Raw genomic sequence first — 14,879 nt, 5'->3', positions numbered from 1 at the left:
GAAATATTTTCATAGCTTTGTTTGTAAGGCTAAATATTTTCATCAACCAAACGAATGCCCGCTTACCACGTATACGAGGACAGTGAACTGCTTGACTACATGAAGTCGGGCAATGAAGCCGCATTTGATGAAATCTACCGCCGTCACTGGCATACCCTTTATCATTCCGCTTATTATTTGTTGCAGGAAGAAGCGCCCGCGATGGACATCGTACAGGATGTGTTTGTCTGGTTCTGGGAACACCGGGATCACCTGGTGCTTACAACCCTGCGGGGATACCTGCTGATGGCCGTTCGTTATAAGGTCGCGAATTATTTCCGGCACCGGAAAGTACGGGCGGCTTTCGCCGCAGAAACAGTGCTGCTGGCCCGTGAAGCTAGTGATCATGAACAGGAGCTGGAACTGAAAGAACTGAAAGCGATGATTGCACGATTTACCGGCGAGTTACCGGAACGCTGCCGTGAAGTTTTCCAGTTAAGCCGCCATGAACATTTATCTAACCGTGAAATTGCCCGCCAGCTGGGTATTTCTGAAAAGACCGTTGAAAACCAGCTGACGATAGCGCTGAAGAAATTGCGGGTCAGACTGGGAAGTATGTCCTTGTTATTATAACCTGCTTAGGCCGGATGGTAGGTATGTGCAATCGTACCTCCCGGGAAAACCTTTACATCAGCCAATTTCAGCATCAGTATTTTGGAAAGGCCGTTAAATATCGGCAGCCCGCTTCCCAATGCTACGGGATGTGTTACTAAATGGTATTCATCGATCAATCCTGTTTCAATAAGGCTGCGCATGAATCCGGCGCCTCCATGTGCTAAGATGGGTTTGCCGGGTTCCGCTTTGAGTTCCCGGATGCCTGTTGCCAGATCTCCTTTAAATATCCTTGCCTCTGCCCAGGAAGCTGCTGCCGGCGATAGTGTGGCGCTGGGAGCATTGCCGGTAGCCGTGTCGTATTGCCGGGCGCTCTTTAATGCGCCGGTACTTCCCGCCGGATCAAAGCCCGTCATTCCTTTCCTGGTAAAGACAGCCTTGGGTATCTCGTTCATTGGGGTGGCTATCGGCAGGGTGGAAGTGGGCCAATAAGGGGCCATATCGTTAAAACTCCTGCTGCCCATAATATGTAATCCTGCTGACCCGCAAAGTTCGGTGACCCAGGCGGAGGATTTTTCGTCAGCTGTTTTGAACAGCCAGTCGAGGGTTCCATCGGCAGAAGCAACAAACCCGTCGACAGACAACGACATTTTCATCATTAGTTTTCGCATGATCAAAAGTATTTACCCAAATGTAAACCGCAATCCCCGGATGCAGGCGGGGGGAAGACGACAATCCAGGGGGAGATTCCGCCATATCTTCAAAAAAAATAAAAACAGTTTGGGGGATCACTCCTGTTGAGGTGCCTGATAGGTAGGAACATCCTTATGGAACAGGAAACACTACAGCTTTTATGGGAAAAAATCAGTAACGGCACGGCTACAGACCAGGAGACAGCCTTGTATCTCCGGCATTGCCAGGCTGCGGAAGAAGCAGGCGAACGTACTTTGCCTGTGCCTGATACCAAAGGGGTAGAGCAACGGATGCTGGCTGCGATACACCAGCGTACCGGTCGCCGGAAAACACGCCGCATCCCCCGTTACTGGTATGCCGCCGCTATGCTGACCGGTTTGATAGCGCTGGCTATTTACCTGCGTCCGGGGCGTTCGGCAGAGAAAGCGCCGCCGGCGGCAGTTGCGCAACAGGATATGCCGGCCGGCACCGATAAAGCAGTGCTGACACTGGCCAATGGAAAGAAGATCACTTTGGGCACCGCGCAGGACGAGGCCGTAGCACGGCAAGCCGGTTTGCGGGTATACCGTAGCGACAGCGGAGAAATCGTATACGAAGCTACGGGCTCCGGCAGTGGTTTCCATGAGATAACCACGCCCCGTGGCGGACAATACCGGCTGGTATTACAGGATGGCAGCAAGGTGTGGCTCAATGCCGCGTCTTCGCTGCGTTACCCCGCTACTTTTACCGGCAGTACCCGTACTGTAGAACTGAAAGGGGAAGCCTATTTTGAAATTGCGGCCAATGCCCGGCAACCTTTTATTGTACATACGGCAGTCCAGGAAGTGGAGGTACTAGGCACCCACTTCAATGTGAATGCGTATGACGACAACGCACAGGTACAAACGACGCTGTTGCAGGGACGGGTAAGCGTTCATGCAGGCAACAATAAAATGATACTACAACCAGGAGAACAGGCCAGCCTTAGCCACCAATCCGGCGCCCTGTCCAAAGCAACGGTAGATGCCAATACTGCCGTCGCCTGGAAAAACGGGTATTTTATTTTTAACGATACCTACCTGACAGCAGTATTGCAGCAACTATCACGCTGGTATGATGTAACAGTAGACCTGAAGACGATTCCAAAAGTACGTTACAATGGTGTTATCCCGCGGAACGTGCCGCTGTCGAAGGCTTTAGGGATGCTGGAGTTTACCGGCGACGTTAAATTCAATGTGAACAATAATATGATCAGTATCAGACATTAAAAAACAAGGAGGAACAATTTAATTTATTCAACCAAAAAAAGGACCGGTCATGCGCCAACACGACCGGTCACCAATCAGGTACAACAGCTACCAGAACGCTAATTCAGTAAACTATTCTTTCACCTAACCAAGCAAATGTATGAATTTCAGTAATCCATACAAGGGGGGGCTTTGTCCCACCACCAGGAGCCCCTATCACCAGTGCCTAACAAAATTTTTAAATGTTATGAAGCTGACGTTTCTGTTGATGACGGTAGCTTTCCTGCAGGTATCGGCTGCGGCATTTTCGCAGCAAATGACCTTACAACTGGAAAAAGCTTCCCTGAAGACAGTGTTCGCCGAAATAAGGCGACAGACTGGTTATGAAGTGCTCTTCAGCACGGAAATGCTGGAGAAAGCCGCTCCCGTGAATATACGGGTGAAAGATGCCTCTATCGATGAAGTGATGACCAGCGTGCTATATCATCAGCCATTCTCTTACCGGATAGAGGGAAAGATCATCCTGATCGGCAACAAAAGCTCCGCCGGCGTTACGTCGCCCGTGGTCGTGAAGATGCCGGTAAAAGGCAGGGTCACCAACGAAAAAGGCGAACCGCTGCCAGGTGTCAGTATTCTCGAAAAAGGTACGGCCAACGGTACTATTACCGATGCACAGGGGATGTTCTCTCTCAACGTACAAAGCGCGGCTTCTTTGCTCATCGTCCGTTTTATCGGCTATGCGCAACAGGAAATCAAAGCCGGCGGCGATATGAAAATCGTATTGCAGGACGATCTTGCAGCCATGAATGAAATTGTGGTGGTGGGATACGGTTCACAGAAAAAAGCCAACCTCACCGGTGCCGTCAGCTCGGTGAAAATGGATGAAGTGCTGGGCGACAGGCCTGTCAGCTCCGCTTCTCAGGCGTTGCAGGGCGCAGTACCCGGCTTACAGATCACTTATGGCTCCGGGCAACCGGGCACTTCTACCGCTATCAATATCCGCGGCTTTACCTCTATCAACGGCGGTGAGCCACTGGTGCTGGTAGACAACGTACCGATGGACATCGACGACGTCAATCCAAGGGATATTGACAACGTGACCGTACTGAAAGATGCTGCTGCCGCCTCTATCTACGGCGCCCGCGCCGCTTTCGGCGTGATACTGGTGACCACTAAAAAAGGTAAGAAAAACCAGCCGATACGGTTCAACTATTCTACCAACTTCACCTGGAGCTCTCCTACCACACTACCGAAGAAAGCTACGCCGCTGGAGCTGGTCCGTGCGCTGAAAGACTTCGGCACCAACGCTTACTGGACCGGTCAAAATGTAAATACCTGGCTGAAATTACTGGAAGATTACCAGCAAAATCCGGGTACTTACCCGGACGGCTACACGACGGTGAACGGACTGAAATATCCCCTGGCGGAAACAGACCTGTATGGAGAACTGTTTACCCGTGGATTTGAGCAGATGCATAATTTCTCTTTCGGCGGCGGTTCCGAAAAAACTACCTTCCGTGTGTCTGGCGGCTACACAGGTGAAGACGGTATCCTCGTGACCAACAAAGACAAATACACCCGCTATAATTTTAATGCTTTCCTGGGTACGGAGCTGACTAAAAACCTGACGGCCAGTGTAAACCTGTTCTACAAAAAAAGCGACCGTACCACGCCAGCCGATTTTGGCAGCCTGTTCTATAACGCTATCACCTATAGTTCGTATATCCCTACAGGTTATGGCAAGGCGGCCAACGGTGATATACTGCCTTATAATACGCCCAATAACGTAGTGAGAACAGAACCGGTGAACACCACTTTCGGCGACAACCTGCGCCTGTTCGGTAAACTGGAATACAACCCACTGAACGGGTTAAAAATCACCGGAGAATATACCTACGACAAAAAGAGCCAGGACGACCGGAAAATACAGGGCAAGAATGAATATATCAACGCTGCCACCTACGACCGCCAATTCCTGAACAACAATACCCGTTACACGCGGAGCAACGACCAGACCGTATACCAGGCCGTGAACCTCTACGCCAGCTATACCAAATCGCTGGGGCAACATCATGCCACGCTGCTGCTGGGTACCAACCAGGAAATCAGTAAACAGGAAAGTTTTAATATCAACCGGCTGGATATTTTAAGTCCGCAGGTGCCTTCCCTGTCTACTTCCACCGGCACCATCGCCGGCGGCGACGGTTTCGGTGAATACGCCATCAGCGGCTATTTCGGCCGTATCAACTACGACTATAAAAACAAGTACCTGCTGGAACTGAATGGCCGTTTTGACGGTTCCAGCCGCTTTGCACCCGGACATCGTTTTGGTTTCTTCCCCTCCGTGTCCGCCGGCTGGAACGTGAGTGAAGAGCCGTTTATGAAATCACTTACTCCTGTGCTTTCTCAATGGAAACTGCGTGGTTCCTTCGGTGAAATCGGTAACCAGGTAGTGTATAGATGGGATAAATCGAATAGCAGGGTTCCTAACTACTACCCCTATATTCCCGGCATGGAGCCTTACAATGCCAGCTGGACAGACCCTACCAGCAATATCCGTTACGTATCGCTGGCCATGCCTGCACTGGTGAGCTCCGACTTTACCTGGGAAACAGTGCGCACACTCGATTTTGGTACCGACATCAGTTTGTTCCACGACCGTTTGAATACAACGTTTGACTGGTACCGTCGCAGCACATTGAACATGCTGGCGCCAGGCGCTGAGTTACCGGCTATCCTCGGTGCAGCCGCGCCATTGCAAAATGTGGCAGACCTGGAGTCCAAGGGCTGGGAACTGCAGATGTCGTGGAAAGACAAAATTCGTGCGGTGAGTTATTCCATTGGCTTCAACCTGTCCGACAGCCGTGCTTATATTACGCGGTATAATAATCCTGCCGGCCTGTTGAGCATCAATGCCAACGGAGGACTGGACAACTATTACACCGGTCAGCAAATCGGGGAGATATGGGGTTTCGTTACCCGTGGCTTTTATACGGTGGACGATTTTGAAAAAGGCTCCCTGGATGCCAACCTGCAAAAAGGGAAACTGTTGCCCGGCATCCCCGGCTATCGCGGTGTACCGCAGAACCCCGGTGATATCCGCTACGAAGATCTGAACGGTGACGGCCAGATTTTTACCGGCAACAATACCCTGGCCGATCCGGGGGACCGTAAAGTGATTGGTAACACCCAACGCCGTTTCCAGTTTGGCATCTTCGGCAACGCCTCCTGGAATAACTTCGATCTTTCGTTCTTCCTGCAGGGTGTCGGCAAAAGGGACCTATGGCTCAGTAATCAGCTCTACTGGCCTTATCTCAACCAGTTCGGTACCATGTATAAACACAATCTCAACTACTGGACGCCTTCCAATCCTGAAGGGTTTTATCCCCGCGGTTATCCTGATGGCGCGGGTAATTCCGACAGGAGCCGTTATGTGCAAACCAAATATTTATCCAACGGCGCTTACCTGCGGGTGAAGAATATCACGTTGGGATATACGCTGCCGAAATCATTGCTGAAACGTATTTTCATCGATAATATCCGTGTGTTCGCAACCGGTGAAAACCTGTTCACCTTCGATCACCTGCCTGATGGTATGGAAGCCGACGCTACTATCGTGAGCGATGGCGGTATTTATCCTTTCCTAAAAAAATACAGCTTTGGTATCAACGTCAATTTCTAACCGGCAAAACAACGCATCATGAACCGCATTCAACATATTGTTTCCGTTGCTGCCGCCGCTTTGCTGCTGCACAGTTGCCAGGGCAGGCTGGATCTTCAGCCCAAAGACCAGCTGACGGAAAAAACTACTTTTACCCAATACGATAACGTTAAGGCATATGCCTGGCAGTTTTACGAAGTATTTCCTGCGTATAGCCCTGCCAGTGTGAACAAGGAAATTGACGCAGACCTGTTTCTGAATGCCAATCCCAATGGCGAGTCCAACTGGATCTGGCAACGGGTTACCATTCCGTCGGCCTCCGATGATTATAAAGATCCCTACGCGCGTATCCGGGCCGTGAATATTATGCTGGACAACCTGGACCAGTCGCCGCTCTCTGCCCCGGATAAAGATCACTGGCGTAGTGTAGGCTATTTTTTCAGGGCCTATAGTTATGCCAACCTGGTGAATAAATACGGCGATGTGCAGTGGGTAGACAAAGCCCTGTCAGACGCCGATGCAGATCTGCTTTATGGCAAACGTAACCCCCGTGCGGAAGTAACGCAGAAAATACTGGACCAGCTGTTATGGGCGGAAGCGCATATTAAGCCGGCCGGTGACGGACCTAACACTATCAACGTACATGTCGTGCGGGCGTTGATTGCCCGTTTCGGACTGATAGAAGGTACCTGGCGTAAGTACCATCAGCTGGGCGATCCGCTGCCTTACCTGCGTGCCAGCGCTGCCGCCGCCGCCAAACTGGTGGCAGATTTTCCGCAGCTGAATCCCAATTACGATCTGGATTTTAACAGCGAATCACTGGCCGGTGTACCAGGTATCCTGTTGTATAAACAGTACGAACAAACGCAGGTATCGCATACGCTGGCATCGCTGGCGCGTAACTCTGCCGGTCGCTGGGACCTTACCAAAAAAGCGGTGGACATGTACCTGATGACAGACGGGCAAACCCGCTGGACCAGCCCTTCTTTCGCGGGCGATAAATCTCCGTACACCGAGTTTCGTGGTAGAGATAAACGTTTATACTTTACCGTGCCACCGCCGTTTAAAGTGCTGGTCAATCACCCCAGCATGAACTGGCAACCGACCGGCAACCCGGCTGATGCGGAGTATTTCCCTGTTATGGCCGCTATCTCCGGACCTAAAAATAAAACACTGCCTACCCTCAACTGGCAAGGGCTTGTTGTACGCCAGGAACCGCACTTTGTGGACGATAACCAGGGACAACCTTTTGACGTAACATACACCGGTTACCGTTTTTATAAGTTCAGCAACAAGATCCAGATGATCCAGAATGCCGACATCAACGACGCCCCCATTTTCCGGATGGGAGAGGTGCTGATCAATTATGCCGAAGCCAAATATGAACTGGGTGAGTTTGACCAGGGTGTTGCCGATCTGACGGTTAATAAACTCCGGGCCCGCGGTGGTGTGGCGCCCTTAGTGCTGGCTGCCATCCCGGACGATCCTACCCGTGATGTAACGGTAACGCCTATACTCTGGGAAATACGCCGGGAACGTGCCGTGGAGTTAATGGGAGAATCCTTCCGTTTTGATGACCTGCGCCGCTGGAAAAAAATGGATTATGCCATACAACAGAAACTGGGACGGTGGATTAAAAAAGGTACCGATGTAGCCGCGACTGCGCCTATCCCTATTCAAAACGGCGCCACGGAAGGCTATATCGCTTACGAGAAAGTGCCGCCCGCGCCTTTTCCTGACTATTATTATCTTTATCCGATACCATCCAATCAAACGGTGCTGAACCCCAGTCTGGGACAGAACCCCGGATGGAAATAACCCGTAAAATATGAACGTGATGATGAAAAAAATTGCTCTTCCGCTCCTGTCAGTCCTATTGCTGGCAGGGGTGTCTTTACAGGCCCGGCAGCGGCCCAACATCGTGTTTATCCTGGCTGATGACCTGGGATACGGCGACCTGGGCGTTTATGGTCAGCAAAAAATCAAAACACCCAATATAGACCGGCTGGCGCATCAGGGCATGTTGTTCACCCGTTTTTATGCCGGCACCTCCGTCTGTGCGCCTTCCCGTTCTTCGCTGCTGACCGGTCAGCATACCGGCCATACTTTTGTGCGCGGCAACAAGGAGATACAGCCGGAAGGCCAGGAACCGCTGGCAGACACCGTTCAGAGCTACGCTAAAATGTTGCAGCAGGCAGGGTATGTAACCGGCGCTTTCGGTAAGTGGGGACTGGGGATGGTAGGCACCAGCGGTGCGCCTGATAAAAAAGGTTTCGATGTATTTTACGGGTACAACTGCCAGCGTCAATCACATCGTTATTATCCCACACATCTGTGGAGCAACAATACACGCATTGAGCTGGAAGGCAATGATCTCACGCAGAAAAAAGTATATGCGCCGGAGTTAATCCAACAGCAGACATTGGCTTTTATTGAAAACAACCGTAACAAACCTTTCTTCCTGTTTGTACCGTCTATCCTGCCGCATGCGGAATTACAGGGACCTGATGACCAGTACTACAAACAGTATGAAAATGCTTTTGAAGAAAAGCCTTATAAAGGCAATGATTATGGTCCGGGTGCACTGGTACCGGGTTATGCCTCCGTGGAAAAACCGCATGCCACTTACGCCGCCATGGTCAGCCGTCTGGATGCCTATGTAGGCCAGATCCTCGACAAGCTGGACCAGCTGGGACTTACCCAAAATACAATTGTCATCTTCACCAGCGATAATGGCGCACACCGGGAAGGCGGCGCTGATCCGGTATTCTTTAACGGTTCCGGTGGCTTGCGTGGTTACAAGCGCGATTTGTATGAAGGTGGTATTCGTACGCCCTTCATCGTTAAATGGCCGGGTAAAGTGAAAGCTGACAGCCGTAGCAACTTCATGGGCGCCTTCTGGGACCTCATGCCTACGTTTACGCAGATCGCCGGTGCGCCTAAGCCGCCTTATACCGATGGGGTGTCTATCGTGCCTACCCTCACGGGTAAAGGTAAACAGGCACAGCATACTTACCTGTACTGGGAGTTTCATGAAGATAATGGCACCCAGGCCGTCAGAATGGGTAAATGGAAAGGTTTCCGTAAAGGCGTGATGAAAAATGCGCAGGCGCCGCTGGAACTGTACAACCTCGATAAAGACCCGGCAGAGCAGCATAACGTGGCCGCAGCTCATCCGGATATTGTCAAAAAAATAGAAGGTTATATGCAGGAGGCACACCTCGAAAGTCCGGTGTTTCCGCTGATAACAAAATAAAAACATCCACAGCCAGTCCGTTATCGGGCTGGCTGTGTTGCATGAACGCATATTTTTTTGTACTATTAGGTACGTTAAAATTCCCGTTTATGCATACACGCCGTAATTTTCTGCAACAGGTGGCGGCCGCCACCATGGCTATCCCGCTGACGTCGTTGTCCAGCCTGGCTGCCATGTCCCGGTATGATGGGCCGGTATTGAAAGTCGCCCTGATGGGCCTTGGCGGTTATGCCAACCGCGTGGCGGAAGCGATGCAGTCCTGCACCAAAGCCAAACTCACCGGCATTGTCAGTGGTACGCCTTCCAAAATAAAAGACTGGCAAAACAAATACGCTATCCCCGAAAAGAACTGCTACAGTTACGATACATTCGATCAAATCAAAAACAATCCGGATATCGATGTGGTATATGTGACCACACCCAATGCCCTGCATCATGATAATGTGCTGCGCGCTGCCGCCGCAGGCAAACATGTGATCTGTGAAAAGCCTATGGCGCTCAATGCCAGGGAAGGCCGGGAAATGATTGCCGCCTGTAAAAAGGCCGGTGTACAGTTGTTGGTAGGTTACCGCATGCATTTTGAACCCAAGACGCTGGAAGTGATAAGGATGCGCAATGCCGGCGAGTTTGGAAAAATTATGTTTTTCCAGGGGCAGTGTGGTTTCCGTATTGGCGACCCCACTCAATGGCGGCTCAACAAAGCCCTGGCTGGCGGCGGTTCCATGATGGACATCGGTATTTATGCGCTCAACGGCGCCCGTTACATGGTGGGTGCAGAGCCGGTATGGGTGACGGCACAGGAAACCAAAACCGACCCGGTGAAATTTAAGGAAGGCGTAGATGAGACCATACAGTTCCAGCTGGGCTTTCCGGATGGTACCGTCGCTTCCTGTTTATCCACTTACAACATGAATTACCTCGATCGTTTCTTTTTAAACGGTGAGAAAGGTTTCGCGGAGCTGCAGCCTTCTACCGGGTATGGTCCTATCCGCGGGCGTACGCATAAAGGCGAACTTACACAACCACATAAAACGCATCAAACCGTGCAGATGGACGAGATGGCTGGCATCCTGCTGGAAGGTAAACAGCCGCTGGTGCCGGTCAACGGGGAAGAAGCATTAAAAGACCTGCAGATCATCGACGCTATTTATCAGTCGGTGAAAACAGGCCGCCGGGTGGACCTGCACCTGGGATAGTTATCCCCTGAAGGCATTGGGTGCTATCGATGTTTGTTTACGGAAGAAATTAGAGAAATGGGCGAGTTCTTCAAAGCCAAGACTGTAGGCAATTTCAGAGATGCTCCAGTCTGTTTGTTTCAGCAATATTTTGGCCTCCTGCAGTATTCTGCTGCTGATGGCTTCCGTAGTCGTTTTGCCGGTTTGTTCCTTTAATACTTTATTGAGATGATTGACATGTACCGCCAGCTGGTCGGCATAGTCTTTTGCGGTGCGCAGCCGGATGCGGTGTTGCGGGGAAGCTACCGGAAACTGCCGTTCCAGCAGTTCGGTGAACAGGGAGGATACCCTGGCGGCTGCATTGTGTGCGGGGTTTAAAATGCCGACCGGCTGTAGTTTCTGGCCGTAATGAATAAGTTCCATGACGTAGTTGCGCAGCAGGTCGTATTTATAAAGATAGTCAGACGTCAGCTCCTTGTGCATTTTCTGAAAGATGTGCCGGATTTCACCGGCCTCTTCATCGGACAGCTGGAATACCGGCACACCACCGGGACGATAGATGGGCAGCTCTTCCAGTATCACCCCGCTTTTATGGCGGGTGAGGAATTCGTCGTTGAAAATACAGAAGATACCGTGCTGGTCGTCGTCCAGTGGTACCCAATTGTAGGGAATTCTTGGTGTAGCAAACAGCAGGGCATTTTTTTCGATGTGTATGACCTTGTCCGCATATTCTGCGCGGTTTTTTCCCAATATAAGGCTGATTTTATAGTAAGCGCGCCGGTTGTAGGGCATCACATGTTTGCTGACCTCTTCCGTTTTAAACACGTTAAAATGGCCGATCTCCCGGTGAGCATCTTCCGGTTCCCGGGTTTTGGTTTTTTTATAGAAATCTTCCAGCGTACTAATATCCATTGTAAATCGGATTTACAGTATCCGAAGGTACGAAATGCCGGTCATCTTCCCCTGATTTGAATTTTGCAAATAATGGATTGATACGCACAACCAGCCGCAACAATAACGGTTCTACCTTTGTATTATTCAAACAAAAAAAAGTATTTATGACATCCCGGAAAAAAATAGCACTGGTAACCGGCGGTAGCCGCGGACTAGGTAGAAATATGGCTTTACGCATTGCAGAAAAAGGTATCGATGTGGTGATCACCTATCACAGCCGTAAAGACGAGGCCGATGCAGTGGTAGCGGCCATTGAAAAAAGCGGTGGTAAAGCAGCTGCCCTTCAGCTGGATAGCAGTAATATCAAAGGGTTTCCTGATTTCTTCCGCCGGCTGAAAACAGTGCTGGCAGATATTTTCCAGGCAGATCATTTTGACTTCCTGGTGAACAATGCCGGTACAGCCTTGTATAAACCTTTCGCAGAAGCTACCGAAGAAGAATTCGACACTGCATTAAACATTCACTATAAAGGTGTGTTTTTCCTGACACAGCAGGCTTTGCCTTTGCTCAACGATGGTGGCCGGATTATTAATCTTTCTTCCGGTCTGGCCCGTTTTGCCTATGCCGGCAGCGCTATTTATGGTTCCATGAAAAGCGCCGTAGATTCCCTCACCCGTTACCTGGCGCTGGAACTGGGGCCACGCCGTATCGCGGTTAATTCCGTTGCACCGGGCGCTATTGAAACCGATTTTGGAGGCGGCCGTGTAAGGGATACGCCGGAGATCAACAAGAATATCGCGAATGCTACCGCACTGGGACGTGTGGGGCTACCGGAGGATATCGGCGGCGTAGTGGCTTTCCTGCTGACAGAAGATGGCAGATGGATTAACGGGCAACGGATAGAGGTATCGGGAGGAATACATCTCTAACAGTGACGGATATGATTACTGCTGATTTCGCTGATTCGTGATTTGGGCGGCTATTATTTAGGTAGATGAAAATAAAAACAGCCATGGACAAGATGCCATGGCTGTTTTTATTTTTTTATTCCCGTTGTGATTTTCCTTTGTTTCCTGCGAATAATAATCAGGTATTATTTGCTCCAAACAATCTTCGCCGGCTTCGTTTCCGCAGAGCTGGTACCAATGCGGATGATGAATTCACCGGGTTCCCATACATACTGGAGGTTGCTGTTATAGAACTTCAGGTCCTGTGTGGAAATGGGGAAAGATACTTCCTTGCTTTCGCCGGGTTGCAGGGATATTTTACGGAAACCGATGAGGTCCTGAACGGAGCGGGTAACCGAGGCTACGGGGTCGCTGAGGTAGAGCTGCACTACTTCTTCGCCTGCGTATTTGCCGGTGTTGGTAACGGTGACACTGGCAGTGATGGTTTCGTTACCGGCGGGGTTTGACTTGCTTACTTTCACATCGCTGTAGGCGAAGGTGGTGTAGCTGAGGCCATAACCAAAAGGATACAGCGGTGTATTGGGAACATCGAGGTAATCGGATTTGAATTTCTGGAAAGTGTTGCCTTCCAGTGGGCGGCCGGTATGTTTATGATTGTAAAAGACCGGTATCTGTCCTACGTTACGGGGGAAGCTGGCAGTGATTTTGCCGGATGGGTTGTAATGGCCAAACAACACATCAGCGATGGCATTGCCTGCTTCGGTGCCGGCAAACCAGGTATCAAGGATGGCAGTCACATGAGCATCTTCCCAGGTAAGGGTGAGCGGACGGCCATTCATGAGTACGAGTACCACCGGTTTACCGGTTTTCACCAGTGCTTTAAGCAGTATCTGCTGGCTTTCGGGAATGTCGAGGTTGCTGCGGCTGGCACTTTCACCGCTCATTTCGGAGGCTTCACCCAATACGGCAACTACCACATCGGCTTTGTTAGCGGCATCGAGCGCTTCCTGCAGCATGGCTTCGGGGGTACGGCTGTCCATTTCGGCACGGGGGCCGAATACATTCACATTTTTGGCGAGCGTGGTATCGTCGGTAAGGTTGGCGCCTTTGGCGTACAGTACTTTTACGTTGTTGCCGGCTACGTTACGGATACCTTCGCGGACAGTGATGGCCTGTTGCAGGTCGCCGGATACGGCCCAGGTGCCGAGCATGTTGTTTTTGCTGTCGGCCAGCGGACCTACGAGGGCAATGGTGCCTTTGCCGGCCAGCGGCAGTGTTTGCCGTTCATTCTTCAGCAGCACGAAGGAACGGGCCGCAATTTCACGCGCAGCGCTTCTGTTGGCCGGTGTGAGGATATCTTTAGCGGGGCGGTCTTCTTTGATATAACGATAGGGATCTTCGAAGAGTCCCAGTTTGTACTTGGTTTCCAGTACGCGGCGGCAGGCATTGTTAATGTCCTGCAGTGTTACTTTACCTTCCTGTAATGATTTTTTCAGGGTGGTCAGGAATCCTTCGCCCACCATATCCATATCCAGACCGGCTTTGAGTGCCAGGGCGGATACCGTTTGCAGGTCGCCCAGGCCATGGGCCATCATTTCATTGACAGCGGTGTAGTCGCTTACTACCAGACCTTTGAAGCCCCATTGTTTGCGGAGCAGGTCGGAGAGCAGCCATTTGTTGGCCGTTGCGGGCACCGCATCCACATCGTTGAAGGAGGTCATGATACTGCCTGCGCCGGCATCGATGGCGGCTTTATAGGGAGGGAGATAGTACTGGTACATTTTGATGCGGCTCATGTCTACGGAGTTGTAGTCGCGGCCTCCTTCTGCGGCGCCGTAGAGGGCGAAGTGTTTTACGCAGGCCATGAGGGTGTTACCCTGACTGTAATCTTTGCCCTGGTAGCCTCGCACCATGGCTTCGGCGATGCGGGAGCCCAGGTAAGGGTCTTCACCGGAACCTTCTGCAATACGGCCCCATCGCGGATCGCGGCTGATGTCTACCATGGGGGAGTAGGCCCAGGAGAGACCGTCAGCGGTACCTTCCTGCGCAGCAATACGGGCGCTGCGTTCTATCAGTCCCATATCCCAGGAAGCGGAGAGACCTAATGGAATAGGGAAAATGGTTTTGTGCCCGTGGATAATGTCCAGCCCGAAAATAAGAGGGATATGCAGGCGGGAATTTTTAACGGCGATGTCCTGTATTTTACGGATTTTATCGGGACCGGTGATGCCGAAAAGTCCGCCTACGTTGCCTTTACGGATATTATCATCCACTCCCTGGCTGACCACCGAACCGGTAACGGTGCCCCCTCCCGGTACTACCAGGTTGAGTTGACCGATTTTTTCTTCTAATGTCATTTTGCCCATCAGGTTGTTGATGTAGGCATTCATTTTTGCATCCTGTGCATGTGTTTCCATGGCGACTACCATCAGTAGTCCGATTAATATCTTCTTCATCTCGTGTATTTTAAAGCCT

10 protein-coding genes are annotated in these 14,879 nt (G+C 51.0%); 7 read left to right on the top strand and 3 right to left on the bottom strand.

Features of this window, described 5'->3' with window-relative positions:
• The first annotated feature begins 54 nt into the window (after positions 1–54).
• On the top strand, positions 55–612 hold the full coding sequence (locus tag ICL07_RS05655; protein WP_188086947.1) for an RNA polymerase sigma-70 factor: 558 nt from the start codon (positions 55–57) through the stop codon (positions 610–612).
• A gap of 5 nt (positions 613–617) precedes the next feature.
• On the opposite strand, the gene ICL07_RS05650 is transcribed toward ICL07_RS05655, so the two are convergent.
• Entirely contained in the window at positions 618–1,262 is a 645-nt protein-coding gene (locus tag ICL07_RS05650) for a dihydrofolate reductase family protein (protein ID WP_188086946.1), read from the bottom strand.
• A 156-nt stretch (positions 1,263–1,418) separates the two neighbouring features.
• Here ICL07_RS05650 and ICL07_RS05645 point away from each other — a divergent pair, with 156 nt between their 5' ends.
• The 5 genes from ICL07_RS05645 to ICL07_RS05625 all read left to right on the top strand — a co-directional run bounded on the left by ICL07_RS05645 (position 1,419) and on the right by ICL07_RS05625 (position 10,623).
• Positions 1,419–2,531 (top strand): FecR family protein, encoded by a 1,113-nt coding sequence (locus ICL07_RS05645; RefSeq protein ID WP_188086945.1) that lies wholly within the window; start codon positions 1,419–1,421, stop codon positions 2,529–2,531.
• 226 nt (positions 2,532–2,757) lie between these two features.
• Positions 2,758–6,192, top strand: a complete 3,435-nt coding sequence (locus ICL07_RS05640) for a TonB-dependent receptor (protein ID WP_188086944.1) — start codon at positions 2,758–2,760, stop codon at positions 6,190–6,192.
• Between the two features lie 18 nt (positions 6,193–6,210).
• A complete protein-coding gene (locus ICL07_RS05635) occupies positions 6,211–7,989 on the top strand; it encodes a RagB/SusD family nutrient uptake outer membrane protein (protein WP_188086943.1) in 1,779 nt (592 codons plus the stop codon).
• Between the two features lie 19 nt (positions 7,990–8,008).
• Positions 8,009–9,427 (top strand): arylsulfatase, encoded by a 1,419-nt coding sequence (locus ICL07_RS05630; RefSeq protein ID WP_223151756.1) that lies wholly within the window; start codon positions 8,009–8,011, stop codon positions 9,425–9,427.
• Between the two features lie 89 nt (positions 9,428–9,516).
• On the top strand, positions 9,517–10,623 hold the full coding sequence (locus ICL07_RS05625) for a Gfo/Idh/MocA family protein (protein ID WP_188086942.1): 1,107 nt from the start codon (positions 9,517–9,519) through the stop codon (positions 10,621–10,623).
• Here ICL07_RS05625 and ICL07_RS05620 read toward each other — a convergent pair whose 3' ends face one another.
• Positions 10,624–11,514: a helix-turn-helix domain-containing protein gene (locus tag ICL07_RS05620; RefSeq protein ID WP_188086941.1), complete on the bottom strand. Its 891-nt coding sequence runs from the start codon at positions 11,512–11,514 to the stop codon at positions 10,624–10,626.
• A gap of 146 nt (positions 11,515–11,660) precedes the next feature.
• Here ICL07_RS05620 and ICL07_RS05615 point away from each other — a divergent pair, with 146 nt between their 5' ends.
• The gene (locus tag ICL07_RS05615; RefSeq protein WP_188086940.1) at positions 11,661–12,425 is read left to right on the top strand and encodes an SDR family NAD(P)-dependent oxidoreductase; all 765 of its coding nucleotides are present in this window, start codon (positions 11,661–11,663) and stop codon (positions 12,423–12,425) included.
• Between the two features lie 164 nt (positions 12,426–12,589).
• Here the strand turns inward: ICL07_RS05615 and bglX are convergent, their stop codons facing one another.
• Entirely contained in the window at positions 12,590–14,860 is a 2,271-nt protein-coding gene (gene bglX, locus ICL07_RS05610) for a beta-glucosidase BglX (protein ID WP_188086939.1), read from the bottom strand.
• Positions 14,861–14,879: the final 19 nt, after the last annotated feature.

Origin of the sequence: Chitinophaga qingshengii (assembly GCF_014529935.1) — a bacterium.
In the GTDB taxonomy this organism is placed as follows: domain Bacteria; phylum Bacteroidota; class Bacteroidia; order Chitinophagales; family Chitinophagaceae; genus Chitinophaga; species Chitinophaga qingshengii.
The sequence above is the reverse complement of the archived record's forward strand: the minus strand, read 5'-3'. Positions and strand labels throughout refer to the sequence as shown.

Bases quoted from the DNA above. Each gene is read 5' to 3' on its own strand.
- ICL07_RS05615 (WP_188086940.1), top strand. From the start codon at position 11,661: ATGACATCCCGGAAAAAAATAGCACTGGTAACCGGCGGTAGCCGCGGA.
- ICL07_RS05630 (WP_223151756.1), top strand. From the start codon at position 8,009: ATGATGAAAAAAATTGCTCTTCCGCTCCTGTCAGTCCTATTGCTGGCA.
- bglX (WP_188086939.1), bottom strand. From the start codon at position 14,860: ATGAAGAAGATATTAATCGGACTACTGATGGTAGTCGCCATGGAAACA.
- ICL07_RS05625 (WP_188086942.1), top strand. From the start codon at position 9,517: ATGCATACACGCCGTAATTTTCTGCAACAGGTGGCGGCCGCCACCATG.
- ICL07_RS05620 (WP_188086941.1), bottom strand. From the start codon at position 11,514: ATGGATATTAGTACGCTGGAAGATTTCTATAAAAAAACCAAAACCCGG.
- ICL07_RS05640 (WP_188086944.1), top strand. From the start codon at position 2,758: ATGAAGCTGACGTTTCTGTTGATGACGGTAGCTTTCCTGCAGGTATCG.
- ICL07_RS05655 (WP_188086947.1), top strand. From the start codon at position 55: ATGCCCGCTTACCACGTATACGAGGACAGTGAACTGCTTGACTACATG.
- ICL07_RS05650 (WP_188086946.1), bottom strand. From the start codon at position 1,262: ATGCGAAAACTAATGATGAAAATGTCGTTGTCTGTCGACGGGTTTGTT.
- ICL07_RS05645 (WP_188086945.1), top strand. From the start codon at position 1,419: ATGGAACAGGAAACACTACAGCTTTTATGGGAAAAAATCAGTAACGGC.
- ICL07_RS05635 (WP_188086943.1), top strand. From the start codon at position 6,211: ATGAACCGCATTCAACATATTGTTTCCGTTGCTGCCGCCGCTTTGCTG.